This is a genomic window from Streptomyces sp. JK94, from assembly GCF_053613315.1.
Map to the genome: position 1 here is coordinate 21,316 of NZ_JBSICH010000043.1, position 24,643 is coordinate 45,958.

Consider the following 24,643-nt stretch of genomic DNA (forward strand, 5'->3'; position numbering starts at 1 on the left):
GTCTCCCGAAGAGAAGCTGAGGTGAGGCTGAGGGGTCCGCCGATATCAGGCGGAGACGACGCAGGTGTCCGTCCCCGTGGGCTCGAAGGGTGCGAGGCCGGGACCGGGAAAGCCCAGGGCGCGCGTCAGGTAATCCTGGTCGATGGCGGGTGGGTCGCCCAGGTCCCCGGTCAGCGCGGCCGCGCCGGCCCGGTCGTAGCGACGGGTGTGGTGGCAGTAGCTCAGGAATCCGGGGAGGTGCGAGGCGATGAAGCGCTCCGTCGCCGTCGGATCCGGAATCCGATCCGTGCATTCCAGCCGCAGTCCCGGATACCGCGCCTGGACGGCACTCGTGATCAGGCGCATCGGGGTGTCCACCGGGTTCACGATGTGGAAGGTGCGTGTGCCGGGATCGCTGTGCTCGGCGTCGTGCCCGATGCGGAGCATCGCCTCGGCGGCGTATCCGTCCTGGACGATGTTGAACGTCGCGTCGGCGGGCACGCGCAGCCGGAGGCGCAGCACTTCCCCGTTCAGACCGCCGGCGGGAACGCCGGGTGCTCCGCCACGTGCGACGGCGTCGATCATCCCGCCCAGCACTCCGAGCGGGTGGCCCGGCGCCTTCTCGGGAAGGTGAGCATCGGAGGCGACGATGCTCGGACGGAGAACGACCGCGGACCGGCCCAGTCTCCGTGCCCAGTCCCTGACCAGCATTTCGCTGTGGTACTTGGACTCGTCGTAGTGGGTTTCGAAGCCGTAGCAGTCGACGAGGTCGTCTTCGGCGATCCGTCCCGTCCTACGGGCACCGGCTACCGCCACGGTGCTCATGTGCACCAGTCGGCATGTCGGAGGGGCGGTCTCTGCCAGCCGCAACAGATGCTGGGTGCCTAGCACGTTGGTCTGGAAGAGCCGTTCGCGTTCGCCGGTGAGAGCGATGTCGCCCGCGCAGTGCCAGATGGCATCGGCCTCTTCGGTCAGACGTCCGTACACCGCCGGGGCCAGACCGAGCCACGGTCGGCCGACGTCTCCACTGACACAGCGCAAACGGGCGCGAGCGCCGGCGTCGACGCCCCCGGGAGGCGCGACGCACTCCAGCGCGTCCAGAACGCGAGAGCGCAGAGCGGAAGAGGCTCCTCGGCCCAGCACGGTGACATCCCGTTCCCGGGTGGTCAGCAGACTGAGGAGGAGACGCGATCCCAGAAACCCGGTCGCACCGGTGAGGAGGACGGTCACCGGAGCAGGATGGACCAACCGCCACCGAAATCCAAATGCGCTCCGCGTTCAGGGTGTTACTTTGCGTGGGCGTCCACGGTGTCTGTAGCGTCTCCCCTCTGTGGAAACGATCGGCCACCGGAGCGTCCCCGCTGATTCCCCTGCCCGCGACCCCACCGGATTCGGCCGATGCCTCGCGCCTGGCCGCGGACTTGTCCCGCACCCGCCATGTCGTCTCCGTCTCCGGCCCCGCCGGCGCCTTCGTCGGCGGAGCGGAACAGGTCCGCCATCCTGGGGCGACTACGAGAACCGCGCACCGAACGGTCTCACCGGGCCGCGCCAACGGGACACGGCTTCTTCATCGCGGCGCGCATCCGCGACGAGCATCTCCTCGGCGCAGACAATCGCCGGGCGATCGCGACCGGCCTTGCGCAGCACCGGCCCCGTCGCCACGGCATGCAGTCTCGCGCTCATCACTGCCGTGGCCCCGCTGACGGCCTCTTCCGTCACCATGACGCAGGTGCGGGGAACAGTGCTCGTCGTCGGGGCCCTGGTCGATGCCACCGTGGTCCGCTGCCTGCTTGTCCCGTCGGCCATGACGCTCGCCGGCAGTGCCAACCGGTGGCCGCCCTTCACCGCCCGCCGACGGCGAACCGCTGATGACCCGCCCACCGGCTCAGCGACCCTGGCGGCTCCCGTCCGGCGCGGCGAAACCAACTGAACCACTTTCCCTGGGAGCGATCATGCCCACTGCCCTGGTGACCGGTACAACCTCCGGTATCGGCCGAGCCTTCGCCGAGAGACTGGCCCGCACAGGCCACGACCTCATCCTCGTCGCGCGCACCCGGGATGCTCTGGAGAGGCAGGCCGAGGCGCTCACTTCCGAGACCGGCATTCACGCGGAGACGCTGTCGGCCGACCTGTCCACCATGGAGGGATGCCGGCTCGTCGAGAAACGCATCACTGCGGGAATGCCGATCGATCTTCTCGTCAACAACGCGGGTGTCATGCTGAACAAGCCCTTTCCCCTCAGCCGGGTCACTGATGAAGAGCTGCTGATCAACGTGAACATCCGGGCAGTGCTGCGGCTCACCCATGCCGCCCTGCCCGGGATGCTCGTGAAAGGGAGTGGCCAAGTAATCAATGTGGCTTCCTTCAGCGCACTCGGCCCCGGCGGCCTCGCCACGACCTACCCGGCCAGCAAGTCCTGGGTCCTGACCTTCACGGAATCCGTGGGTAGGTCGGCACAGGTACGCGCATCAGGCGTCCAGGTCATGGCGCTCCTACCCGGATTCACCAGGACCGAACTCTTCGACCGGTCAGGCAACGATCTGGCGAACCTGCCTGGGTGGGCCTGGCTGAGAGCCGAGCATGTGGTGGCAACCGCGCTGCGTGATGTCAGTCGTGGCCGATACGTCAGCGTGCCCAGTCTCCGCTACAAAGTGGCGGCATGGGGTCTGCGTCACCTGCCCCGGCCGCTGATCCGCCCTCTCTCCTGGGACTTCTCGTCGCCCGGCAAGTACTGGACCGGAGACAAGGGGCGAGATGCGTCCTGGGACATCCAACCGGGTGCCGGCCCGACAAGCGCAGCACGTCCTGCTCCTTCGGTCGGCATCGCCGAGACGCGGCACGAGCACACCGGGACATGAGCGACTTGCGGGGAAGTGGCAGCGGGCCGGTCGATCGATCCTTTCGCCGCGATCAGTCGGCCAGGAAGTCTCCCTGACCTTCCACGGCCCGCTACGACGGTGCCCCATCAGCTGCAACGGGGTCGGGGTCCCTGGCCTGACCGCGACCTTCCCTGCCCTCGACGCCATGCTGCACGGGCGACCGAGGCGCGGGGCACCGGAGGGCCGGCCGAGGAGGACCAGACCGTCAGGAGTGCCGGGGCGCCAACAGGTCGTCTCCGGCCCGATGGGGACGGACGGCAAGAATGTGGTTCACCCCCATCAGCCCCGCGTCCAGGGAAGCGACGCACAGGGCCAGGTAGAGGCGCCATGTGCGAGCGCGTTCCGCGCCGACGAGGGCGACGGCCCTGTCCCAGTTCTCTTCGAGGTTCTGCAACCAGGCTCGCATGGTTGCCGCGAAGTGGGTGCGCAGGTTCTCCACTTCCTGGATGTCGAACTGTGCCCCGGCAAAAGCTGTCATCGTCTGATGCAGTGGCGCCATGCCGAGTCCAGGCGTGATGTACCGGTGAACGAGCGGGCCGTACTGCTGCCGGATACCTTCTCCCGCTACGCTGATGTGTTGATCCAGCAGTAGCCCGCCGGGCGCCAGAAGCCCGTAGAGGGACGCGGCATAACCGGGGAGCGCGCGTACACCTAGGTGCATGGCACTCTCAATGGCACTGACGGCGTCGTACGGACCATCAGTGACGGAACGGTAGTCGCAGTGACGGATCTCAACCTGCTGCTCCAGCCCACGCTCCCGCACCTCACGCCTTGCGTACGTGGCCTGTTCCTGCGACAGGGTGACCCCGACTGCCGTCACGCCATACTTTTCAGCGGCGTAGCGCACCAGCGAACCCCAACCGCAGCCCGCGTCCAACAGGCGCATACTCGGCTTCAGTTCGAGCTTCCGGCAGATGACGTCCATCTTCGCCTCCTGGGCCGCATCCAGTCCGGTCCCGGAGTCCCAGTTCTCGGGATGCGGCCAGTAGGCGCCCGAATACACCATGGACGGTCCGAGAAGGAGACGGTAGAAGTCGTTCCCCACGTCGTAGTGATGAGCGATCGCCGCGGGCAGGCCCATCTTGCCCCGCACCTCTTGCGTCGGCCGCGGCGGCGGTCCCTGCACGATGCCGAGCCGGTAGGCGGCACGCAAGGCATGCGTGAGGTCCCGCAACCGGGACCGTCCTTCGGTGCACGCGGGCGCCATATGCCGCACGAACGCGGCCAAGTCACCCTCGACCTCCATGTCGCCCGAGACAAAGGCCCTGGTGAAGCCGAGTTGACCGGGCCGGTAGAAGCCGTGCGCCAGCGCGCGCGGGGAACGCAGGGCAAGCACGGCGCCGTCGTCCGGTCCGACGAGGCTGCCGTCCCACGCGCGGATACCGATCTTCAGGGGAGCGCGCGTCGTGCGCTCCAAGTACTCGGCCATGACGGGGGCGGCTGCTGTTCGGGGTGAAGTGCGAAAGAGTGCCAACGAGTTCTCCTGGCTGCGTTCCAGCGTGAGGATTCTGGAATCACGGATGCGGGGGGCGACGCAAGGACGAAGGTGGTAACTATATGCGCCCATGTGGACTCGAAGAGTAATCACCGTGGTCGCCCCCGCGGTCCTTTCGGCTCGGTCACCCAGCTCGCCGACGCCGATGGAACCCCGCAGGAGGGCCCCACTGCGACCCGTTCGGCGTCGCTGCCGCTGCTACCGCCACCTCCGCCGACGGCGTCACGCGAAACGGCGACGACTTCGCCTCCACAGGTCAACTCGACGACGGGGACCCTGTTCGGGGGGTGTGAAGGCGCCGGTCGCCGACGGCGCCGCCCTTCGCGTCTCCGGCCCGCTGCCTGCTCTGTGCGGGTCTCCTCCTCGCCCGTTGCGCTGAACTGGGCGACCGACACGTCATGGCTGACTGGACTGCAGTTCAGGACGCGGCGACCTCGAGCTCGCGATCCCGAAACCACGGGCCGGGAGCTTCTTCTCGGCTCGGGCTCGAGTGGAGGCGAGGCGGTAGGAGTCGGTGCCGGTTTCGCCCCACCGAGCTGTTACGCCGGTGTCGTCCTCGGCGCCGACGCGTTCGCCCTGGACTGCTTGAGGAGGAGAGGCCGCGCCGGACCAAGAGGGCGGAGCGCACTCTCGAGCGTCATGCCTACGTCGAGAACCTGGGTCGTGTGGACCGGTTCCATCGGTACAGGGCGGGAACGTCGGTTCGAGCGTCTCGTGCACTCGGCCCGATACGGTGTCAGTCTCCCTGTTCCATCCAGACGATCTCGTCGTAGCGGGCCACTGTCGTGTCGGTCCGGTGGATCAGCCAGAAGGATTCGATGCCGTTGTCGTTGTGCGCGTGGCCGAAGAGTCTCCAGGCGGAGACCTTCCGGAGCACTTCGTCGTTGAAATCCCAGTCCCAGTCGTCCCCGAGGTCGACCAGGTTCAGTTCCGGCGGATCCTGGGGCGTCCTGAGCAACGAGCCCCCGAGTTGCAGGGAGCCGCCGGAGGGCACGTAGTCGTCGTCCAGCAGTTCCATCGGCCCGACGTGCCGCCGGTATTCCGCCATCGCCTCTTCGAGGGCCGGGTGCATCTTTGCGGGGTGCGGGTCCTCGGAGGGCGCCCACCACTCGGGGTGGGTCCACGCGGCGTAGCCGTGGAGGTCTCCGTTGTGCTCCGATTCCGGGTCCGACGGTATGTGACCGTCGGGCTCCGCACGCCACCGCGGCGGTCCCTCGGCGGGCACCAGCAGAGATCCGGCGTCGGGAAGTCCGAGCCCCAGGTCCAGGTGCCGATGGGGCAGGGCGGCGCAGTCGAGGACGATCGTCATCTCATCCTCGCCCTCCCAGCGCCCGACCCGCTTACCCACCTTGTCCTTGTTGATGACCACGCATGGCCGCAGACACCGCAGAACCTCCTCGACGGCGCCCTGTGAGACCCCCTTGGCGCGCGCGGCTTCCATGAATTCCTGGTTGTTCGGCATGCGGCACATCCTGGCAGGCCCCACTGACAACCGCGCGGGCAACTGGCTGCAGGGCAAGGCACTTTGAAGGTTCCGGGGTTCGACGAAACACGGCGTGAGGCGCACGGTGTGCCGGAGCGCGAACCGCGTCGTCCGCGTGCCGTGCCCGGGGAGGAGTTCATGCGACCGGCGCCGGCCCTGCGATCAAGATCAGCCCGGAATGCGCAGTCCCCGGTGAACGCGCCACGGCGGTTCGGAAGAGCCCACGGACGCAGCGGAACCTCCGCTGCGGCGCCACCCGGACAACCACCACAGTCCGACCGTCGTCACGAGGGACGGCCTCGGTGACGGCCACGGTCTCCTCGTGCTTGCCGGTGGCCGCGATCGCGCGGGAACTCGGTATCGGCTTCGAGCCCCTGCCGGACTGGTGCCGCGAGGCGAAAGCGCTCCCGGCGAGTCGAGCGGCACCGAGTGCGAGAAGGCGAGGCCGGCCCCGGGCCTGATCGGCCGCGACCGAGCCCTCCATCGGTGAAGGGCCGGCAGCCTCGGGCTGCGCCGGGACCGCCGGTGTGACCTGTCAGCCGGGATCTTGACTGGTGTTAAAGAGAATGTCGAACAAATTTAAGTAACGATGCGTCAGATGCGGCCTAACATGATCTGGACGTGGAGATTCCGCCATGGCCTTGGGGTCACCTCTTACTCGGCCCGCACATGAGCCACACATCTCGTTCATGTAGTGGAGGAAAGACTCTCCGTGTCGCGTCCGCCGGCAGCCGCGCGCCACCGCGCCACTCGACAGGGCCTCAATGAATCGTCAGGGCTGGTCCATCAGACGAAAGTTCACCACGCTTCTCCTGCTCCCCCTGGTGTCGTTGGCCGCGCTCTGCGGCTACGCCGCCTACTTGGCGCTCGGCAACGCGTTAACCCTCTCGCGCGTCGACACCATCGGCAATCACCTCGCCGCCCCCCTCGGCCGCGCAGTGGTGGCCCTCGAGACCGAACGGCGGGACGCGGTCGTGACGGCCACCGTGTCGGACGGCGACACCGCGTCGCTGGCCGCCGGGCGTGCGGCCAGCGACGCGGCGATAGCGGCGTTCCTGAAAGAGGCGCACACCGACGAGGTGCGCCGCGCGGAGAGCGACTCGGTGCGTGAGGGCGTCGACCGCGCCGAGGAGTCCCTCGCCGCCTTGGCCGGCATCCGACGCGGGATCGACGCGGGCACCAGCTCACCGGATCAGATCATGGCCGCCTACACAGGTATCAACGACGACATCGCCGAGGCGCTGCGCGCCATGACGATCCTCCCGGACCAGGATGCCCAGGAGTTCGGCCAGGCCCTCTACACCCAGGTGCCCGCAGGCGACCTCCTTTCCCAGGAGGACGCGCTGATCTCGGCCACCGCCGCCACCTCCGACCGCCGGCTGAGCCCCGCCCACTACCGCACCCTGGTGCAGGCCATCGGTGCCCGGCGGGTGCTGAGCGCCGAGGTGATCGCCCGGCTGCCCGTCGAACAGCGCAAACCCTTCCTGGAACTGGCCGCCCCCGGCGGGACGATGGCCAAGGTCGCCGCCCTGGAGGACAGCCTCATCGACGCGGGCCCGAACGCCCGCACGCTCCCCTTCACCCTCGCGCAGTGGCGTGCCGCCTACGACACCACGGCCAAGGTGACCAGCACGACCGCCCTCGACTACATCGACCTGGTGTTCACCCGCACCGGCCCTCCGGCCCGCCGCGCCTTCATCGAACTCATCGTCGCGGGCACACTCAGCCTCGCCTCGCTGATCGTCTCGGTCGTGATGTCGATCCGCATGGCACGCTCCCTGGTCGGCGACATCAATCGCCTCAAGACATCCTCGCGCAACCTCACCGACGACCAACTGCGTGACGTCGTGGGCCGACTGCGCCGAGGGGAGACGGTGGACGTCCACACCGGCATGAAGAGCCCTGCCTTCGTCAACCGGGAGATGGCGGAACTGGGCGCCGCCTTCGGCGCGCTGCAACGCACCGCCGTGGAACTCGCCCAGGAAGACGTCCGCCTGCACCAGGGCATCAACCAGCTCTTCGTCAACCTCGCCCGCCGCAGCCAGGTCCTCATCCACCGGCAGCTCAGTCTGCTCGACGTGATGGAACGCCATGAGGAGGACGCCAACGCCCTGGACCGGCTTTTCGAACTCGACCAGCTCGCCACGCGCATGCGGCGCTACGCCGAGGGCCTGCTGATCGTCTCGGGTTCCGCGCCGGGCCGGTTCTGGCGCCGTGCGGTCCCCGCCGTGGACGTCGTCCGCGGCGGCATCGCGGAGACCGAACAGTACGCGCGGGTCGTCGTACTGCCCGTCCCCGCGGTGGGCATCCAGGGCCGTGCCGCCGCCGATGTCATCCACCTGCTCGCCGAACTCATCGAGAACGCGGAGATGTTCTCGCCCTCCGACAGCGAGGTCCGGGTCAGCGCGGGGCACGCGGCCAGTGGCCTGGTCATCGAGATCGACGACCGCGGCCTCGGTATGCCGCCGGAGGAACTGGCCGCGGCCAACCGGCGCCTCAGCGCTCCGCTGGACATCACTGCCCTGGACAGCACCCGCCTCGGCCTGGTCACCGTGGGCCGCTTGGCCCATCGCCACGGCATCGAGGTGACCCTGCGGCGCTCGCCCTACGGTGGCGTCAACGCGGTGGTCCTCATCCCGGACGGCCTGCTGGAGCAGGCCCCGCCCCCGGCGGAGCCCCCGGCGCCCCCGGCCCCGTCGGCCATCGAGGCCCCGGCCCCGTCGGCAACGGACCAACCCGCGTTCGCGCCCGCCCACGCGGCACCGGCGCCGGTCCCGGCGCCCGTCCCGATGGCGCCTCCGCCTCCGCCCCCGCCCCCGGCGCCCACCCCGGCCCCCATGGCGGCCCCGCCCGGCCCGGCCCCGGCGCGCTCCCATCCCGCCCCCGCGCCTCACCCGGCCCCGGCGCGCTCCCATCCCGCCTCCGCGCCTCACCCGGCCCCTGCCGCGGGCCCCGCCCCGGTGCACGGCGGCATGATCGACGGCCTCCCGGTCCGCGTACCCCAGGCGAATCTCTCGGACGGGACTCCCGCGGTCGGTGACACCGGCGGTCGCGGACGACTCATGGACTGGGGCCGCACCGATTACGAGCGGCGCGTCGGTCCACCGGCACAGGCACAGGCACAGGCACAGGCACAGACATCGGGACGGGCAGCGGCACCGGCAGTGGCTGGGAAGGCGACGCGCGGCCCCGCCGGCCCCGCCGGCCCCCGGCCCTCCCCGGGCGAACGGCTCCGTGACCGTGTGGTCGAACGCCCCGATCAGGTCCGTTCGATGATGTCCGCCCTCCAGGCGGGCGCGGCCCGCGCCCGGGTGGAACAGTACGCCGCCCCGGGCGATCCGGCGGGCCGTCCGCGTGGGGACGCCCTCGGTCATGACGCGCACACCGCCTTCCCCGCCCACATCCCCACTTCCAGAAAGCGTGGTTGACATGACCCAGGTCGACCTGTCCGAGACGGGCTCCCAACTCGACTGGCTGCTCAGCGACATGGTGCGCAACGTGCCGGAGATCGGCCACGCCGTCCTGCTGTCCACGGACGGGCTGCTGCTCGGCGCCTCCGAGGCACTCGACCGCGACCACGCCGAACGGCTCTCCGCGGTCGCCTCCGGTTTCCACAGTCTCGCCAAGGGCGCCGGCCGGCACTTCGGCGGTGGCGCGGTGCTCCAGACCGTGGTGGAGATGGAGGGCGGCTTCCTGTTCGTGTGCGCGGCGGGCGACAACTCCTGTCTGACGGCGCTGACCCGCCAGGGTGCGGACATCGGCGTCGTCGCCTACGAGATGGCCATGTTGGTCAAACGACTCGGCTTCCACATGTCGGTCGAATCCCGATGACCCGCGCGCAATGGGTGGACGAGGCGGCCGGTCCGGTGGTCCGCCCGTACGCCATGGTGCGGGGACGGACCCGTAACGAGGGCTACTTCTTCGACCTGGTGGCCTTCGTGGTCACGACGGTCGACGCCCTTCAGCACGAGGTGGACATGCAACCCGAGCACCGGGCGATCCTCGCCCTGTGCCACAGACCGCGCCCGGTGGGCGAGGTGGCGGCCCACATGAACCTGCCGGTGGGAGTCGTGCGCGTCCTGCTCGGGGACCTCTTCAGCGCCCGGGCCATCCGGGTACGGCAGCCCGCCGATCCGGCGGCGCGGCCCAGCGTCCGCATGATCAGAGAAGTACTCGAAGGACTGCGTGCACTGTGAGTGTGAGACGGAAAGGCAAGCCCGCCATGTCTGATATGCCGCGAACGGAGTTGCCGGACGCCGCGAAAATCCTGGTGGCCGGGGGGTTCGGGGCGGGGAAGAGCACGCTGGTCTCCACGGTCAGCGAGATCGTCCCCTTCCACACGGAGGAGACGCTGACGCGGTCCGGCATCGACGTGGACGATCTGTCGGGTGTCGAGCGCAAGGGCACCACCACGGTGGCCCTGGACTTCGGCCGGATCACCATCCACAACCGTCTCGCGCTCTTCCTGTTCGGCACCCCCGGCCAGGACCGCTTCTGGTTCATGTGGGACGAACTGGCGGCCGGGGCGCTCTGCGCGGTCGTCCTGGCCGACACCCGACGGCTGCCCGACTGCTTCTCGGCCGTCGACTACTTCGAGCGCAGCGGCCTGCCCTTCGTGGTCGCCGTCAACTGCTTCGAGGGCGCCCGCCGGTACCCGGCGGAGACGGTGCGTCAGGCACTGACGCTGGACCCGCACGTACCGGTCCTGCTCTGTGACGCCCGTCTGCGCACCTCGGTCAAGGAGACGTTGATCCAGGCGGTGGAACACGTGCTGACGGTGGAGACTCAGCGCGAGGCCGCCCTGTAGGCGACGAACGCACTCCGGGACCCCGTACGACAGGACGAGCCGGGCACCGCCGCGCCGCCCCGGCCCGCGCCGCCCCGGCCCGCGCCGCCCCGGCCCGTGCCCCGCGGCACCGCCGTCGCCGTCGCTGCCGCGGGGCACCTGCCTCCTGCTCCACGCTGCCGGACGACCCGCGCGAGCGCATCGTCACCGCCGCCACCGCGATGCACGACGCCCTCGCCGGCTGGCCGTGGGCCGCGGAGATCCTCACGGTCGACGGGTTCGTCGGCCTGCTCGACGAGTCCGCGCTGTGGATGGTCGAGGCGATCCTGTCCGGCGCCGGCGACCGCGGCTGCACCCCGGAGGAGGCCGTGGAGGTGTTCCGCAGCGTCTGGTACTACACCGTCGGCGAGATCCTCGTCCGCACCCACTCCGGCGGCCGGGCCCCCGCCCGCGGGAACGCCTTCAGCGGCCTCGACGCTTCCCGGGTGCCGCACCTGGCCGCCATCGGCGTCCGCTGGACCACGCTGGCCGCCCGGGACACCTACCGCAGCGGACTGGGCGCCTTCGTCGACGGCCTGCTCGCCCGGGCCGACGGCCCCGCCACCGGCCCGGAGAACTGAGACCGTGAGAACGCTCCGTGTCTTCCGGCGGCACAACGGCGTGAGCACCGGTACCGTCCCGCCGCCCGTCTCCGTTGCCGGTCCGTTCGTCGAGGAAGCCGCGCAGGACGGCGTCGACGTACCGGCCGTCGCCAGGCGTCCGTCGGCCTGGTTCCCCGTCATGTGACGTCCGGCTGCGGGGTTGGGCGAATACCCGCGCCGCTGGTAACGCTTCCCCCATGACGCGTACGACCTGCTGGGCCGGCTGGTGAAAGAGGGCGGCCTCGCCCGTGCTTCCACGTTCGACGCGGCGACGGCGCTGGCCAACGGATACTTCGTGAGCGGCGTGTACCGGCTGTGCTTCGTCGACGGGCGGCTCGCGGCCAGGCACGAGCTGTCGGACGACCGCTAGCCGGGAGGCCACGGTGGCCCGTGGGACTCGGGGGGCTTGTTCTCCGTCCTGCGGGAAACCTGAGGCGTCATGGCGAGACTCGGAACACGACGGCCGGCGGACCCTCAGGGCAGTCCGGCGCTGAAGCGGGCACTGACCACCCCGCTGCTCTACTTCTTCATCCTGGGCGACGTGCTCGGCGCCGGGGTGTACGTCCTGGTGGGACAGGTGGCCGCCGATGCCGGGGGAGCGGTGTGGGTGCCGCTGGCCGTCGCGCTGCTGCTGGCTCTGCTGACCGCGGCCTCCTATGCCGAACTGGCCACGAAGTACCCCCGTGCGGGCGGCGCCTCCCACTACGCCACCCGGGCCTTCGGGCCGTTCGCCGGGTTCGTCGCGGGCTTCTGCATGCTCGCCGCCGGCATCGTCTCCGTGGCCGCCCTGGCCCGCGGCTTCGGGGGCGACTACCTGTCGGCCTTCGTGACACTGCCGGTGGGCCTCGTCGCCGTGCTGTTCCTCGCCCTGCTGGCGCTTGTCAACGCGCGGGGCATCAAGGAGTCGACCCGCGCCAACGTCGCCGCCACCGTCGTCGAGGTCGGCGGCCTCCTGGTCATCGTGGCCCTCGGCGCGTGGCTGCTGCTGCGCGGCGACGGCGACGTGGCGCGGCTCGGGCAGCTCGGGACGCCGGAGAAGGGCGCCGCGGCGGCCGTACTGAGCGGATCCGTACTGGCGTACTACTCCTTCGTCGGCTTCGAGACCTCCGTGAACGTCGCCGAGGAGACCCGCGATCCCCGCCGCTCCTACCCGCGCGCCCTCTTCGGCGCCCTCGCCACCGCGGGTGTCGTGTACGTGCTGGTGGGCCTCGCCGCGTCCGTGGCGGTGCCGACGGACCGGCTGGCCGCGTCGAGCGGGCCGCTGCTAGAGGTCGTCGAGGCGGCCGGCGGTGTGCCGACCCGCCTGTTCAGCGCCATCGCCCTCGTCGCCGTGGCGAACGGCGCGCTGCTCACCGGCATCATGTCCTCCCGCCTGGCCTACGGCATGGCCCGGGACGGGCTGCTGCCCGCCGTGCTGACCAGGGTGCTGCCCGAGCGTCGTACGCCGTGGGCCGCGATCGCGGTCACGACCCTGCTGTCGATGCTCCTCGCGCTCACCGGCAGCGTCGCGACCCTGGCGTCCACCCTGGTCCTGTTGCTGCTCGTGGTCTTCCTCATGGTCAACACGGCCGTGCTCGTGCTGCGCCGCGACCGGGGCGAGGCCGACCACTTCCGGGCCCCGACCGTGCTCCCCGTGCTGGGCGCGGCGTCCTGCGTCGCCCTCGCCACCCAGATCGAGGCCGAGGTGTGGCTGCGCGGGCTGCTGGTCGTGGCCGTGGGAACGGTGTTCGCCGCGGTCGCCGCCGTACGGCGGGGAGGACGGGCGAAGACGCCCGGACCCGCGGGCGGGGAGGGTCACGCGGGTGAGGCGGGCTCTGCGGGCGGGGCGGGTCACGCGGGCGATGCCGGCCCTGCGGCCGAGGCGGGGCGGGCGGACGGGGCCGGGCCCGCGGACGGACCGGGCGGGCGGACCGAGCGAGGCGGGTGAACGAGGCAGGGCATGTGGACGACGCCGGGCGGGGCGGGAGGCCGGCCGTCGCCGGTCGCCCGGGCGTCGTGCTCCTTCGGCTGGTGGGCTGCTGGTCAGGAGATCCGGAGGTCAGGTCGTCGGCCGGGGCACCGGGACGCCGGAGGCCGGGGCGCCGGTCGGGGCGCCGGGGCACCGGGACGCCGGAGACCGGAGCGCCGGTCGGGGCACTGGGACGCCGGGCCGTCGGCCGGGTCCGGGCGCGGCCCCCGTGCCAGAATGGACGCCCCGCAGCCCCTCGCCCCGTCGTCCGCCCCAGAGGTGCCCCGTGACCAAGCCCGCCGCCCGTGAGCCGCAGCGGCGCAACGCGCGGTCCAACCGGGCGCGGATCCTGGCCACGGCCCGCCGTGAGCTGGGCCGGAACCCCGACACCACCCTGGAGGAACTGGCCCGGGCCGCCGGTGTCGTACGCCGTACCCTCTTCGGGCACTTCCCGGGACGCGCGGCGCTCCTGGAGGCCCTCGCCGAGGAGGCCTCCGAGGTGCTGCGGAGCGCGATGGCGGCCGGTGCGGAGCGCGTCGGGCCCGAGGAGCCGGCCGAGCGGGCACTCGCCTACTTCGTGCTGCTGATGTGGCCGGTGGGCGACCGCTACCGGATGCTCCTGGCGCTGGCCCGGCACGATCTGGGCGTGGAGCGCGTGTCGGAGATCCTGGCACCGGCCCGGGCCGAGGTCACCGCCATCCTGGAGCGCGGTCAGCGGGACGGCGCCTTCCCCGCGCATCTGCCCGCCGCCGTGCTGAGCGCCGGGCTGGAGGCGATGACGGTCGCGCTGCTCGAGCAGGTCAACGCCGGGGCGCTGGAGGACGACGGCACCCGGGTCGCCGTGGCCCAGCTCATCGCGGCCGGTGTGCCGGAGCGGCGGGCCCGGATCGTGGTCGAGGACGTCGCCGCGACGTGACCGCGAGGGCCGCCTCGGGCGCGTGACCCGCCGCCCGCACCTCCGCACGCCGCGTACGTCCCGGTAACTCCTGTCCGTCACCGCGCGCCTCCCGGCCCCCGGCCCCCGGCCCCCCGGCCTCCGGCTCCCCAGGCCCCCAGCCTCCGGCTCCGCGGCCCCTGACCGTCCGGGCCCCCGGCACCCCCGCGAACCCCCTCGCCCCACGCCCGGAAGACGGGTGCGAACGCACGCGCGAGCACGCACGCCACCGCGCGGGACGCCCCGCACCCCTCGTATTTGCACATGGATGTGCAACAAACTACGCTCCTTTGGTCTGCACATCAATGGGCAAACAACTCGCCCTCGTCCCCCGGGAGCCCTGATGCCCGTCCTGGCCACCACCCCCGTCGAGAAGATGACCGGGCCCTACGCGCGGCGCTGGTGGGCCCTCGTCGTCCTGTGCCTGAGTCTGCTGATCGTCGTCATGGCCAACACGTCCCTGATCGTGGCCGCGCCGGACATGACGGCCGACCTCGGCCTGAGCAGCAGCGACCTGCAATGGGTCATCGACGGTTACACCGTCCCGTATGCCGCGCTGATGCTGGTCCTCGGTTCGATAGGCGACAAGTACAGCCGCCGCGGCGCCCTGATCACCGGCCTGGTGGTCTTCGCCGGCGGTTCGGTGATGGGCAGCCTCGTCGACGGGACCGGCCTGGTCGTCGCCGCCCGGGCGATCATGGGCGTCGGCGCCGCCGTCGTCATGCCGGCCACGCTGTCCCTGCTGGTCGCGGTCTTCCCGAAGGAGGAGCGGGCCCGCGCCATCACGGCCTGGACCGCCACCTCCGGCCTCGCCATCGCGGCCGGCCCGCTGGTCGCCGGCTGGCTCCTGGAGGACCACGCCTGGGGTTCGACCTTCCTGGTCAACGTCCCCATCGCGGTCGCCGCCGTCGCCGGCGCGCTGGTCCTCGTCCCGCCGTCCAGGGCGGCCGGCATGGGCCGCATCGACTACGTGGGCGGTCTGCTCTCCATCGTCTCCGTCGGCAGCCTGGTCTACGCGAGCATCGAGGGCCCGCACTTCGGCTGGGGCGCGGGCCCGGTCGCCGCGGCCGTCGTCGCCGGCGTCGGCCTGGTGGCCTTCGTGGCCTGGGAGCTGCGCCACCCGCACCCGATGCTGGACGTGCGCAGGTTCCTGCAGCGGCCGTTCAGCGGCTCGATGCTGGCGGTGCTGTTCTTCTTCTTCGGCACCTACGGCGCCATCTACTACGCCACGCAGTTCCTGCAGTTCGTGCTCGGCTACGGCGCCCTGGAGACCGGCGTACGCCTGCTGCCGCTGGCCGGCGCCGTGTTCGTCGGCGCCGCGGTGACCGGGAGGCTGACCCCGAAGCTGGGCGTGCGGGCCACGGTGGGCTCCGGCATGGCGCTCGGCACCGTCGGCGTCCTCCTGCTCGTCCTCATCGAGAAGGACTCCGCGTACGCCGACTTCCTGGCCCCGATGCTGCTGCTCGGCCTGGCGATCGGGCTGAGCGTGTCCCCGGCCACCGACACCATCATGGGCACCTTCCCGGAGAGCGAACTGGGCGTCGCCGGCGGCGCCAACGACACCGCGCTGGAACTCGGCGGCTCGCTCGGCATCGCCGTACTGGGCTCCCTGCTCGGCACCGCCTACCGGGACGAACTCGCGGACCTGGTGGGCAACCGGCTCCCGGCCGCCGCGCTGGACACCGCCCAGGACTCCGTGGGCGGCGGACTGGCCGTCGCCGAGCGTCTCGCGACGAGCCCCGACGCCGGCCCGCGGCAGGCCGAGGCCCTGGCCGGCGCCGTGCACCAGTCCTTCGCCCACGGCGTCGCCACGACCAGCCTCGTCGGCGGGATCATCATGGCCGCCGGCACCCTGATCGTCCTCGCCGTCCTGCCCGGCCGCGGCGCCCGGCCCCGGACGGAGGGCGACCCGGCCGGGGCCCGGGACGCGGAGTACAGCGAACCGGCACGGTGAGCCGGGCCGGCCGGCTCCGCGTCACTCCGTCAGGGCGGCCAGCTCCTCCGGTGTGCGCGGACCGGCCGCCTCGTCCGCCAACAGGCCCCGCGCGCGCAGCAGTCGCGCCACCGCCACCCCCCACGGCAGCCGCAGCCCCGCCTGCCGCAGCAGCTCCGTGCGGGCCAGCGTCGGGGCCGTCGGGCCCGTGTGCACACCGGACGGGGTGAGCAGGGCGGCGTCGTCGGACCAGCGCAGGGCGAGGTCGACGTCGTGGGTGGCCATCACCACCGTGGTGCCGCCGGCGCGCAGCCGGTCCAGGGTGGTGAGCAGCCGCTCCTGCCCGTCCGGGTCGAGTCCGGCGGTCGGCTCGTCGAGGACCAGCACCCGCGGCCGCATCGCGACGGCGCCGGCGATCGCCGTCCGCTTGCGCTGGCCGTACGACAGCAGGTGGGTGGGCCGGTCGGCCAGCGCCGAGATGTCCAGGGCGGCCAGCGCCTCCTCGACCCGCGACCGGACCTCCGCGTCGGACAGGCCCAGGTTCAGCGGGCCGAAGGACACGTCCTGCCCCACCGAGGCCGCGAAGAGCTGGTCGTCCGGGTCCTGCACCACCAGCTGCACCGTGGTCCGCAGCCGGGTCAGCCCCTTGCGGTCGTGGACCACCGGCTCGCCGTCGACCGTCAACGTCCCGGTGCGCGGCCTGAGCCCGCCGCTGAGCAGCCGCATCAGCGTGGTCTTGCCGCTGCCGTTGCGGCCCAGCAATGCGAGCGCGCGCCCCTCGCGCACCTCGAAGTCCAGGCCGGCGAGCACGTCCGGGCCCTCCTCGTACGCGAAGGACGCGCCCCGCAGGGCGACCGGGCACGCCGCGGCCGTCCCGGCCCTCCCGCACGTCTCGCTCACGACAGCGGCCCTTCCAGTACGAGGGTGAGGGCGGCCAGCGCCGCCAGCAGGACGAGGCTCGCCGCCGTGAAGGGCACCGAGACGCGTGCCTCGGGCACCAGGACGCGCAGGGTGCCGTCGTAACCGCGCCCCGCGAGTCCGGACTGGAGCCGCGCCGCCCGGTCGAAGGCCCGCACGAACGCCGTGGCGCCGAGCCCGCCCAGCGAACGCCAGGCGGCGGCCCGGGTGGTGTGCCCCAGCCGCGCCGCCTGTGCCTGACGGATCCGGCGCACCGAGTCGAGCAGCAGGAAACTCATCCGGTACGTCACCAGCGCCACGTCGACCACCGGCGCGGGCACCCCGGCCCGTGCCAGGCGGGGCAGCAGGTCGGACATCGGTGTGGTGAACGCGAACAGCAGCACCCCGAGGGAGGCCGCCGAGGTGCGCAGCAGCAGCTCACCGGCGCGCGCCGGGCCGCCGCCCGCCGCCGTCAGGAACCCGTCCGGGCCGCCGACCTGCACCAGCAGCGGCAGCGCCCCGGTCGCGCAGAAACCCAGCGGCACCCGGTACGCGCGCCACAGCCGGCGCCCCGGTACCCGGGCCGGGCCCAGCAGCACCGTGAGGGCCGTCACCAGCACCAGCGCCGCGCCGGGCCAGGGCGGCAGCGAGACGGCGAGCACGGTCAGCCCCAGCCCGAGCACGGCCTTGTCCACGGGATGGCGGCGGCGCCACCGGCTGCTGTGCGCCGCCGCGTCGATCGGCAGCACTCAGTCCCCTTCGGAAGCGTCCCGCCGCGCCGTCGCCACCGCCCGCTCCGCACCCTGCCGCCGGCCCCGGCGCAGCCCGAAGTAGTAGGCCAGTACGCCCGCGCCGATCGCGGCCTGCACGGCGAACAGCGCCGACTCGATCTCCCCGGAGGGCGGCTCGTACAGCGGCGAGAACCACGGCTCGTAGTCCGGCTCGATCTCGGTGATCGCCGTCTCCGCCTCGGCGTCGGCACCGGCGAACGGCTCCTCCTTGTGGTCGCCGAGCCCCAGCACCAGCGGCAGCACCGCCAGCGCGGCCACGGCGAGCAGCAGCAGGGCGTTGATCCTCGTGTTGCGGCTCACCGGGCCACCGCCCCCGGCTCGTCGGACGTGCTCCGGCCGGACCGGGTCCCGCCGGAGCCGGCGGGCAGGACGCCCAGCCGGGTCAGTTCGCCCTTGCTGGACTGCACCAGCAGCCGCATCACGACGACCGTGAGCAGGCCCTCGCTCACCGCCAGGGGGATCTGCGTGACGGCGAAGATGGAGCCGAACTTGCCGAGTGCGCCCAGGAACCCGCTGCTCGGGTCCGGGAAGGCGAGCGCCAGCTGCACACTGGTGACGCAGTAGGTGGACAGGTCGGCGGCGAACGCTCCGGAGAACACCGCGACCATCAGCGGCGCCCCGGAGCGGCGCAGCAGCCGGTAGACGGCGTATCCGGCCCAGGGGCCGACGACCGCCATCGAGAAGACGTTGGCGCCGAGCGTGGTCAGCCCGCCGTGGGCGAGCAGCAGCGCCTGGAAGAGCAGGGTGATCGTGCCCAGCACCGCCATGACCGGCGGCCGGAAGAGGACGGCGCCCAGACCGGTGCCGGTCGGGTGCGAACAACTTCCGGTGACGGACGGCAGCTTCAGGGCCGACAGCACGAACGTGAAGGCTCCGGAGGCGCCGAGGAGCAAGGTGCTCTCCGGGTGCTCCCTGACCTCACGGGTGAGTGACCGTACTCCGTGGACGACGAACGGCGCGGACGCGACACCCCAGGCGATCGCGTGCGCCGGAGGCAGAAAGCCCTCGGCTATGTGCATGACTCAGCAGACCCTCTCCAGCACCTCGTGGATGGACGACGCGCCTTGGCCGGTCTCCTGGCTTACGGGTACCACCGCCCGTGCTCCGCCTTCCCGGGTCGCAAGGACCCAGTGGCTGCCCGCGAGGGCCGGAGCCGGACTTCCCGATTCACAGTGGCGAGGGCCGCACCGGCATCACACCGGATTTCCCGTTCACCAAGGCGTGGTGACAGTAGTGCTCCCACCGGGGCGGTGACAAGCGGCCCTCCAGGGGGCGCACGCCGCACGGACACGGTCGGTCCGCGCGGGCGCCCCCCGGCGCGCGTTCACCCCGGTGCCGTCAGCCGTGCCGGTGCCGTCAGCCGTGCCGGTGCCGTCAGCCGTGCCGGTCCCGCTCCGTCCGCCGGACCACCATCTCGCGCAGCCGCTGAGTGAGCGCGGTCGCGGCGGCGGTCAGGAACACGAAGCTGTAGGCGATCTGCAGGACGGTCACGATGCGGGCCGTCTGGCCGCGCGGGGTGATGTCCCCGTATCCGACGGTCGCCAGCGTGACCACGGTGAAGTACAGGGCGTCGACGCGGGTGCCGAGGCCGGTGAACTCGCCCTGCTGCTTGGCGAGGGCGTAGTAGGCGGCCGAGAAGATGTGCACGGTCAGGACGATCAGCAGGGAGAGCACCGCTCCGGGCCGGGAGTCCGTCCGGTTGGTGAACACGTGGTGGATCTGCCGGAGCAGCAGCGCGGCCACGACGGTCAGGACGAGGGTGAACAGCACCCAGCTCAGTACGGGACGCCGCGGGCCCAGGTGGTCCAGGGGGAGGAGGAAGTAGGCCACGACCACGGCCACCGCGGAGCCGGCCCGCGTCAGCCAGGGGCGCGCCGGGTGCCGGACGCCCCGCGGGCGGCCCGCCCGGTGCTCGCTCACCGTTCCGCCTCGCCGCGCGGGCTCCCGCCCGCCGCCGGCCGGGTCGGGCGCACCAGCTGGGCGACGACGAAGGCGACGACCGACGCGACGACGATCAACGGCATCTGGTCGTGGGCGTCCTCGCCCACCAGCAGCACCGCCAGTACCGCGCTGGCCAGCGGCAGCCCCGTCACCGCCGCCGCGGCGGCGGAGATGCCCAGAGCGAGGGCCGGGGTCGCACCGAAGCCCGGCAGACCGGAACACGCCACGGCCGTCGCCGTGCCCAGCAGTACGGCCGGGAAGATCGGCCCCCCGCGCATGCTGCCCAGCGCGATGCCCCAGGCCAGCCCCTTGCACGCCACCAGCGCGACCAGCGCCCCCACGGACCAGGCGTGCGGGTCCGCGGCCAGCCGGCCGAGCGTCGCCTGACCGGACAGCGCCGCCTCCGCCGGGGAACGGCCGGTGATCAGGGCGTACGCCGAGAGGCAGACGCCGACGGCCGCGGCGCACAGGACGGTGCGCGGGGCCGTGTGCCGCCGCGTCCACGAGACGGTACGGTGCCCCAGCTCGCCGCCCAGCGTGACCAGCACCGCGATCAGCGCCGCCGTGGGGACGCCCCACAGGAAGTCACCGGCGTCCGGAGCGGCGGGCGGCGGAAGGTGCCGCAGGCCCAGGGCACCGATCTCCAGCCCGGTCCACTGCCCGAACCCGGTGAAGACCAGGGCGCCCGCCGCGCTGGCCAGCAGGCAGGGCAGCAGCAGGGCGACCAGCTGGACGCCGGCGAGGCCCGCCCCCTCGACGAGCAGCACGGCCGCCGCCACCGGGCCGCCGAGGATCGTGGAGATCGCGGCGGTGGAACCGGCCGTCGCGAGGACCGCGCCCGCCCTCGGGTCACCGGCCGCGCCCGCCCGCCGCACCGCCAGCAGGGCGAGTCCGCTGCCGACGGCCATCAGCGGGGCCTCCGGACCCAGCACCACACCGAGCGGCAGCGTGGCCAGCGCGGCCAGGACGGCACCGGGCAGCGCACGGGGGCCGACGGGCGCCCCGCCCAGCCCGTTCACCGGCAGATGGCCGCCGCCGCCCGGCATCCTGGTCACGACCGGCGCCAGGATCAGCCCGGCCAGCACCAGCGCGGGCAGCGGCCACCACCAGGGCGGGGCGTCGTATCCGGCCGCCTCGGGCAGCGACGTCCACACCCAGTGCTGGAACCGGTGCTGGAGACCGACGAAGAAGAAGCAGGCCAGCGCGATGGGCACGCCCAGCAGCACGCAGAGCAGCAACAGCCGCGGACAGCCGGGGCTCACCAGCACGCGCCGGAGGGACCGCTCGGCCCGGTCCGGCACCGCGTTCGCCGGCGGGGGCTGGGTCGCCACGGGCCCTCCTCCGTCCACCTCGCCCCCGGCACCCGGTCCGACGGGCCCGAAGCGCGCGTTCGCACGTGCGCTTCAGTAAACGCGAGGCGGGCCGGGGGCGCATGCGCACGGAACGCCCCGGCGAGCGGGCGGCGGGAGGACACGGGCAGGCCGGTCCACCCGTTCGGCGGACCCGCATGGCGGGGCGGAACGGGCGACCGCAGGCTCGGAGTGACCTGTCGGTGCCCCGAGGCGCCGGTGGACCGAGGCCCGTACGGGGGACACCAGAAAGGACTCGCTCATGAGCCAGCACGCCGCACCTTCCCCCGGCAGGCCGACGCACGGCGCAGGCGCCCCGCGGTCGGCGGACCGCTCCGGCGGCTGGGTGACCGGAGGGGTCGTCTTCGCGGGCGTCCTGATGCTGCTGAACGGCGCCCTCGCCGTCCTGCAGGGCATCGCGGCCATCGCCGAGGACGACGTGTACGCCCGCGTCGGCAGCTACGTCTACGAACTGAACCTCACCGGCTGGGGCGTCATCCACGTCATCCTGGGCGCCCTCGTCCTCGCCACGGGCTACGGACTGCTCAAGGACATGCCGTGGGCGCGATTCGCGGGCATCTTCCTCGCCTCGCTCAGCCTCGTCGCCCAGTTCCTGTTCCTGCCGTACGCACCCGTCTGGTCCGTGATCGTGATGGCGATCGACGTCTTCGTGATCTGGGCGCTGGCCAGCCGTCAAAACCGGGCGGACTAGGGCCTGAGCGGTCCCGCGGAGCCGGGCGGGGGCACGGTCCCCCCGCCCGGCGCACCAGGAGTACGGGGGAACCGGCCGGCCCCCGCACCGGGTTTTTCCCCGGCAAACACCGGGCACCGGGCGTGGCGCATCGTGTCGCTGTTGGGCCGAACGGGTGACTTGGCGTAAGAATTGGCTGGTGCACGTATTGAAGGCGAGTGAAATCGGGGGAGCCGGTGAACAGCCACGACGTCACCGATGAACAGTGGGAAGGGCTCGCCCAGGTCGTTCCGTTGCGCGGGCGAGACGCCTGGCCGTCCGCGGTCGGCCACCGGGCGCTGCCGGATGCGGAGACGGAGACGCGCCGCCGCTTCGTCGTCCTGCGGGTCAACGTGTTCGCGGACGCCCGCGAGGTCGCCGAGACGCTGATGGCGGGCATCCCCGTCCTCCTGGACCTGACCAGCGCCGAGGGCGAGGTCGCCAAGCGGGTTCTGGACTTCAGTACGGGCGTCGTCTTCGGCCTGGCCAGCGGCATGCACCGCGTCGACCGCAACGTCTTCCTGCTCACCCCGGCCGGGACCGAGGTGAACGGGCTGATGGAAGGGATGGCCGGGGTGCCCGGAGTGTGACGGGCCCCTGCGGCCCTGACGGCCCCGTCCCCCGAACGTGGGAACGGCGTCCGGGCAAAACGGTTCGTCGTGCGGCGGAGTTCTACGGTCCGCACATGGCAGTGCCACCCGCGCCGACGGCGTCCGCCGCCCTCCTTCCGGACCGTCCCCGCATCACGGAGCTGCGGCTGTCCGCCTTCGCCGGGCACCGGCGCGCCGTGCTGCGGTTCGGGCCGCTCACCGTGCTCGCCGGGCCCAGCGGCTGCGGCAAGACCACCGCGCTCAGGGCGTACGACGCCCTGGCCCGGCTCGGGGGCGGTGCCCGGCTCGGCGCGGCCTTCCCCGACCCGGGCGCCTGCGTGCCCGAGCGGGCCAGACCGGACGCCCAGCACCGCCGCGGCTTCCGCATCGGCTGTACGGCCGACGGCGCCGAGGGTCCGGTGCACCTCGACGTCGCCGTACAGGCGGAGCCCGAGCTGCGCGTCGTGGGGGAGCGGCTGACGGCGGACGGGGTCGTACTGCTGCAGACGGCCCTGCGCGACCCCGGCCGCCGTGCCGTCCAGGCCGCCTGGCACACGGCGGGGGCGGCACCGGTGACCCGCGCCCCCCTGCCGGACGACCGGCTCGGCACCCCGCTGCTGCCGCTGCGGGTGGCCGGCAAGACGGACGGGCAGCGCAGGGTGCTCGCCGCCGCCGAGCAGATGGTGGTCGCGCTGCGCTCCGTCTTCGCCTGCGATCCGAGGCCCGGCCGGATGCGGGAGCCCGTGCCCACCGCCTCCGGGCACCTGCTCGGCGGCTGCGACAACCTCGCCGACGTACTGCGGCGCACCCGCGCCGAGTACGGCCGGCGGCACGCCCGGTTCGTCGCGGCGGTGCGGACCGGGTGCGCGGGTCCCGTCGCGGACGTCCTGGCCGAGCCGGCCGCCGGGGGCACGGTCCGCGCGCTGCTGGACCGGGGCGACGGCGTGCGGACCGGCCTCGCACGGCTCGGCCACGGCGAACTGCGCTACCTCGCCCTCGCCCTGGTGCTGTGCACCGGCCCCGGAGTGCTGGAGGCCGACCCGGCCGGGGAGGTCCCCGCCGCGCTGCGGACGCTGACCGTGCTCGCCGACGGCTTCGACCGCGGTCTGGACGTGCGGCAGCGCGCGGAACTGCTGCGGCTGGCGGCGCGGATGTGCGACCGCGGCCACATCCGCCTGGTCGCGGCGGTCGCCGACGCCTCGTGGGCGGCCGGGGTGGACGGGGTCACGGTGGTACACCTGGACCCGTGACCGATCTTCCCCACCCGCCCCCCGACCTGCCGGCCCTGCAGCGCAGGCTGGCCGAGTTCGCCGCCGCGCGGGACTGGCAGCCGTACCACACGCCCAAGAACCTCGTCGCGGCGCTCAGTGTGGAGGCCGCCGAACTCGTCGAGATCTTCCAGTGGTTGACGCCCGAGCAGTCGGCCCGCGTCATGACCGAGCCGGACACCGCGCACCGGGTCCGGGACGAGGTCGCCGACGTACTGGCGTACCTGCTCCAGTTCTGCGAGGTGCTCGGTGTCGATCCGCTGGCCGCGCTGGCGGCGAAGATCGAGCGCAACGAACTCCGGTTCCCGGTACGCGGCGAGCCGGACGCCTGAACGAGAGGAGCCATCAACTCCGTTATCACTCTCCGCAGTCGTTAACCCGCCGGATATCTTTTCGTTGTCCGAAGATTTCCGCCTTGCTCTGGCTTTTCGCCCCACACACCTTCACTCTGGGTAGTGGACAACGGAGTTCGGGCGGACGCGTCGCGAGCGCGTCGGAGACGGACGGGGGCAGCGCATGGACGCTGTGCGGCTCATCGTGACGAGTGGGCGTGCCCTGGCGGCCGGCGGCGAGGTGCCGGACATCCTGACGGAGGTCTGGCAGGTGCAGGCCCTGGCGCAGGCGATCGGCAGCCGGCTGGCGGTCCACGGGCCACCGGAGCTGCGCGGCGAGGCGATCGGGCTGACCGAGCTGGCGGGCCGCGGCTGCGGAGTACTGCGCACACCGGAACTGGCCCCGCAAGAGCCGCGCGCCGCCCAGCTCACCGAACTGGGCGACGCCCGCCAGGCCCTGATGCGCCTGGGCACCCTGCTGGGGGAGACGGGCATCGCCCTGGTCGGCATCGCCTGCGCCGCCGCCGACGACGCCACGTACTGGCAGTGCATGGAGGCCATCGACGCGGCGGACGAGTCGCGGGACCGGGTCCTGGAGATGCTGCGCAGACTGGCGGACCGGGACGCGGGGTTACCGGAGCGGGAGGCGGGCTGACCGCGTCGTCGT

Annotated in this window: 27 protein-coding genes and 1 riboswitch; of the genes, 17 read left to right on the forward strand and 10 right to left on the reverse strand. The window is 72.5% G+C overall.

The genetic code is table 11. From position 1 onward, the window contains the following. Nucleotides 1–45 precede the first annotated feature (45 nt). On the reverse strand, nt 46–1,209 hold the full coding sequence (locus tag ACVV2G_RS29645; protein ID WP_453845861.1) for an SDR family oxidoreductase: 1,164 nt from the start codon (nt 1,207–1,209) through the stop codon (nt 46–48). Nucleotides 1,210–1,488: 279 nt separating this feature from the next. Then, nucleotides 1,489–1,701 carry a hypothetical protein gene (locus ACVV2G_RS29650; RefSeq protein ID WP_453845933.1) on the reverse strand — a complete coding sequence of 71 codons (213 nt, stop codon included), beginning with the start codon at nt 1,699–1,701 and terminating at the stop codon, nt 1,489–1,491. On the opposite strand from ACVV2G_RS29650, the gene ACVV2G_RS29655 reads away from it, so the two are divergent. Next, nucleotides 1,670–1,909 (forward strand): MMPL family transporter, encoded by a 240-nt coding sequence (locus ACVV2G_RS29655; protein WP_453845929.1) that lies wholly within the window; start codon nt 1,670–1,672, stop codon nt 1,907–1,909. The genes ACVV2G_RS29650 and ACVV2G_RS29655 overlap by 32 nt on opposite strands. Before the next feature lie 22 nt (nt 1,910–1,931). Next, nucleotides 1,932–2,837: an SDR family NAD(P)-dependent oxidoreductase gene (locus ACVV2G_RS29660; RefSeq protein WP_453845862.1), complete on the forward strand. Its 906-nt coding sequence runs from the start codon at nt 1,932–1,934 to the stop codon at nt 2,835–2,837. Nucleotides 2,838–3,063: 226 nt separating this feature from the next. On the opposite strand, the gene ACVV2G_RS29665 is transcribed toward ACVV2G_RS29660, so the two are convergent. After that, nucleotides 3,064–4,287 carry a class I SAM-dependent methyltransferase gene (locus ACVV2G_RS29665; RefSeq protein ID WP_453845863.1) on the reverse strand — a complete coding sequence of 408 codons (1,224 nt, stop codon included), beginning with the start codon at nt 4,285–4,287 and terminating at the stop codon, nt 3,064–3,066. A gap of 802 nt (nt 4,288–5,089) precedes the next feature. Further along, the gene (locus tag ACVV2G_RS29670) at nt 5,090–5,815 is read right to left on the reverse strand and encodes a hypothetical protein (RefSeq protein ID WP_453845864.1); all 726 of its coding nucleotides are present in this window, start codon (nt 5,813–5,815) and stop codon (nt 5,090–5,092) included. A gap of 785 nt (nt 5,816–6,600) precedes the next feature. Between ACVV2G_RS29670 and ACVV2G_RS29675 the strand changes: the two genes are divergently transcribed. From ACVV2G_RS29675 to ACVV2G_RS29720, 10 genes are all read left to right on the forward strand, one after another. Beyond that, nucleotides 6,601–9,264, forward strand: a complete 2,664-nt coding sequence (locus ACVV2G_RS29675; protein WP_453845865.1) for a sensor histidine kinase — start codon at nt 6,601–6,603, stop codon at nt 9,262–9,264. Nucleotide 9,265: 1 nt separating this feature from the next. Then, nucleotides 9,266–9,667, forward strand: coding sequence for a roadblock/LC7 domain-containing protein (locus ACVV2G_RS29680; protein ID WP_453845866.1), 402 nt, complete (start codon nt 9,266–9,268; stop codon nt 9,665–9,667). Next, on the forward strand, nt 9,664–10,032 hold the full coding sequence (locus ACVV2G_RS29685; protein WP_453845867.1) for a DUF742 domain-containing protein: 369 nt from the start codon (nt 9,664–9,666) through the stop codon (nt 10,030–10,032). Before ACVV2G_RS29680 ends, ACVV2G_RS29685 begins: the two co-directional genes overlap by 4 nt. A gap of 26 nt (nt 10,033–10,058) precedes the next feature. Next, on the forward strand, nt 10,059–10,643 hold the full coding sequence (locus ACVV2G_RS29690; RefSeq protein ID WP_453845868.1) for a GTP-binding protein: 585 nt from the start codon (nt 10,059–10,061) through the stop codon (nt 10,641–10,643). A gap of 200 nt (nt 10,644–10,843) precedes the next feature. Next, on the forward strand, nt 10,844–11,242 hold the full coding sequence (locus tag ACVV2G_RS29695) for a hypothetical protein (protein WP_453845869.1): 399 nt from the start codon (nt 10,844–10,846) through the stop codon (nt 11,240–11,242). A 4-nt stretch (nt 11,243–11,246) separates the two neighbouring features. After that, a complete protein-coding gene (locus ACVV2G_RS29700) occupies nt 11,247–11,408 on the forward strand; it encodes a hypothetical protein (protein ID WP_453845870.1) in 162 nt (53 codons plus the stop codon). An 81-nt stretch (nt 11,409–11,489) separates the two neighbouring features. After that, nucleotides 11,490–11,633: a hypothetical protein gene (locus tag ACVV2G_RS29705; protein WP_453845871.1), complete on the forward strand. Its 144-nt coding sequence runs from the start codon at nt 11,490–11,492 to the stop codon at nt 11,631–11,633. Between the two features lie 69 nt (nt 11,634–11,702). Continuing rightward, nucleotides 11,703–13,190, forward strand: coding sequence for an APC family permease (locus tag ACVV2G_RS29710; RefSeq protein ID WP_453845872.1), 1,488 nt, complete (start codon nt 11,703–11,705; stop codon nt 13,188–13,190). A 307-nt stretch (nt 13,191–13,497) separates the two neighbouring features. Then, on the forward strand, nt 13,498–14,127 hold the full coding sequence (locus tag ACVV2G_RS29715; protein WP_453845873.1) for a TetR/AcrR family transcriptional regulator: 630 nt from the start codon (nt 13,498–13,500) through the stop codon (nt 14,125–14,127). A 361-nt stretch (nt 14,128–14,488) separates the two neighbouring features. After that, nucleotides 14,489–16,099, forward strand: a complete 1,611-nt coding sequence (locus ACVV2G_RS29720; protein WP_453845874.1) for an MFS transporter — start codon at nt 14,489–14,491, stop codon at nt 16,097–16,099. Nucleotides 16,100–16,120: 21 nt separating this feature from the next. Here the strand turns inward: ACVV2G_RS29720 and ACVV2G_RS29725 are convergent, their stop codons facing one another. From ACVV2G_RS29725 to ACVV2G_RS29750, 6 genes are all read right to left on the reverse strand, one after another. Further along, the gene (locus ACVV2G_RS29725) at nt 16,121–16,978 is read right to left on the reverse strand and encodes an ATP-binding cassette domain-containing protein (protein ID WP_453845875.1); all 858 of its coding nucleotides are present in this window, start codon (nt 16,976–16,978) and stop codon (nt 16,121–16,123) included. After that, nucleotides 16,975–17,724: a cobalt ECF transporter T component CbiQ gene (gene cbiQ / locus ACVV2G_RS29730; protein WP_453845876.1), complete on the reverse strand. Its 750-nt coding sequence runs from the start codon at nt 17,722–17,724 to the stop codon at nt 16,975–16,977. Before cbiQ ends, ACVV2G_RS29725 begins: the two co-directional genes overlap by 4 nt. Next, on the reverse strand, nt 17,725–18,066 hold the full coding sequence (locus tag ACVV2G_RS29735) for an energy-coupling factor ABC transporter substrate-binding protein (protein ID WP_453845877.1): 342 nt from the start codon (nt 18,064–18,066) through the stop codon (nt 17,725–17,727). It lies immediately after the preceding gene. Beyond that, entirely contained in the window at nt 18,063–18,785 is a 723-nt protein-coding gene (locus tag ACVV2G_RS29740; RefSeq protein ID WP_453845878.1) for an energy-coupling factor ABC transporter permease, read from the reverse strand. The genes ACVV2G_RS29735 and ACVV2G_RS29740 overlap by 4 nt, the downstream gene beginning before the upstream one ends. A gap of 30 nt (nt 18,786–18,815) precedes the next feature. Then, nucleotides 18,816–19,000: riboswitch (cobalamin riboswitch) on the reverse strand. Nucleotides 19,001–19,140: 140 nt separating this feature from the next. After that, nucleotides 19,141–19,686, reverse strand: a complete 546-nt coding sequence (locus ACVV2G_RS29745; protein ID WP_453845879.1) for a potassium channel family protein — start codon at nt 19,684–19,686, stop codon at nt 19,141–19,143. Continuing rightward, nucleotides 19,683–21,038 (reverse strand): chloride channel protein, encoded by a 1,356-nt coding sequence (locus ACVV2G_RS29750; protein ID WP_453845880.1) that lies wholly within the window; start codon nt 21,036–21,038, stop codon nt 19,683–19,685. The genes ACVV2G_RS29745 and ACVV2G_RS29750 overlap by 4 nt, the downstream gene beginning before the upstream one ends. Before the next feature lie 280 nt (nt 21,039–21,318). Between ACVV2G_RS29750 and ACVV2G_RS29755 the strand changes: the two genes are divergently transcribed. The 5 genes from ACVV2G_RS29755 to ACVV2G_RS29775 all read left to right on the forward strand — a co-directional run bounded on the left by ACVV2G_RS29755 (nt 21,319) and on the right by ACVV2G_RS29775 (nt 24,631). Further along, the gene (locus tag ACVV2G_RS29755; protein WP_453845881.1) at nt 21,319–21,768 is read left to right on the forward strand and encodes a DUF7144 family membrane protein; all 450 of its coding nucleotides are present in this window, start codon (nt 21,319–21,321) and stop codon (nt 21,766–21,768) included. Nucleotides 21,769–21,983: 215 nt separating this feature from the next. Continuing rightward, complete coding sequence (locus tag ACVV2G_RS29760) at nt 21,984–22,376, forward strand: cell division protein SepF (RefSeq protein ID WP_453845882.1); 393 nt, start codon at nt 21,984–21,986, stop codon at nt 22,374–22,376. A 95-nt stretch (nt 22,377–22,471) separates the two neighbouring features. Further along, the gene (locus tag ACVV2G_RS29765) at nt 22,472–23,626 is read left to right on the forward strand and encodes an AAA family ATPase (protein WP_453845883.1); all 1,155 of its coding nucleotides are present in this window, start codon (nt 22,472–22,474) and stop codon (nt 23,624–23,626) included. Further along, nucleotides 23,623–23,976: a nucleotide pyrophosphohydrolase gene (locus tag ACVV2G_RS29770; protein ID WP_453845884.1), complete on the forward strand. Its 354-nt coding sequence runs from the start codon at nt 23,623–23,625 to the stop codon at nt 23,974–23,976. Before ACVV2G_RS29765 ends, ACVV2G_RS29770 begins: the two co-directional genes overlap by 4 nt. Before the next feature lie 184 nt (nt 23,977–24,160). Next, nucleotides 24,161–24,631: a DUF6099 family protein gene (locus tag ACVV2G_RS29775; RefSeq protein ID WP_453845885.1), complete on the forward strand. Its 471-nt coding sequence runs from the start codon at nt 24,161–24,163 to the stop codon at nt 24,629–24,631. Nucleotides 24,632–24,643 lie beyond the last annotated feature (12 nt).

What these genes read in the sequence shown, in the direction of transcription:
- ACVV2G_RS29650 (WP_453845933.1), bottom strand. Translation starts at nt 1,701, where the DNA reads ATGGTGACGGAAGAGGCCGTCAGCGGGGCCACGGCAGTGATGAGCGCG.
- ACVV2G_RS29660 (WP_453845862.1), top strand. Translation starts at nt 1,932, where the DNA reads ATGCCCACTGCCCTGGTGACCGGTACAACCTCCGGTATCGGCCGAGCC.
- ACVV2G_RS29665 (WP_453845863.1), bottom strand. Translation starts at nt 4,287, where the DNA reads ATGGCCGAGTACTTGGAGCGCACGACGCGCGCTCCCCTGAAGATCGGT.
- ACVV2G_RS29670 (WP_453845864.1), bottom strand. Translation starts at nt 5,815, where the DNA reads ATGCCGAACAACCAGGAATTCATGGAAGCCGCGCGCGCCAAGGGGGTC.
- ACVV2G_RS29675 (WP_453845865.1), top strand. Translation starts at nt 6,601, where the DNA reads ATGAATCGTCAGGGCTGGTCCATCAGACGAAAGTTCACCACGCTTCTC.
- ACVV2G_RS29680 (WP_453845866.1), top strand. Translation starts at nt 9,266, where the DNA reads ATGACCCAGGTCGACCTGTCCGAGACGGGCTCCCAACTCGACTGGCTG.
- ACVV2G_RS29685 (WP_453845867.1), top strand. Translation starts at nt 9,664, where the DNA reads ATGACCCGCGCGCAATGGGTGGACGAGGCGGCCGGTCCGGTGGTCCGC.
- ACVV2G_RS29690 (WP_453845868.1), top strand. Translation starts at nt 10,059, where the DNA reads ATGTCTGATATGCCGCGAACGGAGTTGCCGGACGCCGCGAAAATCCTG.
- ACVV2G_RS29695 (WP_453845869.1), top strand. Translation starts at nt 10,844, where the DNA reads ATGCACGACGCCCTCGCCGGCTGGCCGTGGGCCGCGGAGATCCTCACG.
- ACVV2G_RS29710 (WP_453845872.1), top strand. Translation starts at nt 11,703, where the DNA reads ATGGCGAGACTCGGAACACGACGGCCGGCGGACCCTCAGGGCAGTCCG.
- ACVV2G_RS29720 (WP_453845874.1), top strand. Translation starts at nt 14,489, where the DNA reads ATGCCCGTCCTGGCCACCACCCCCGTCGAGAAGATGACCGGGCCCTAC.
- ACVV2G_RS29740 (WP_453845878.1), bottom strand. Translation starts at nt 18,785, where the DNA reads ATGCACATAGCCGAGGGCTTTCTGCCTCCGGCGCACGCGATCGCCTGG.
- ACVV2G_RS29755 (WP_453845881.1), top strand. Translation starts at nt 21,319, where the DNA reads ATGAGCCAGCACGCCGCACCTTCCCCCGGCAGGCCGACGCACGGCGCA.
- ACVV2G_RS29765 (WP_453845883.1), top strand. Translation starts at nt 22,472, where the DNA reads ATGGCAGTGCCACCCGCGCCGACGGCGTCCGCCGCCCTCCTTCCGGAC.
- ACVV2G_RS29775 (WP_453845885.1), top strand. Translation starts at nt 24,161, where the DNA reads ATGGACGCTGTGCGGCTCATCGTGACGAGTGGGCGTGCCCTGGCGGCC.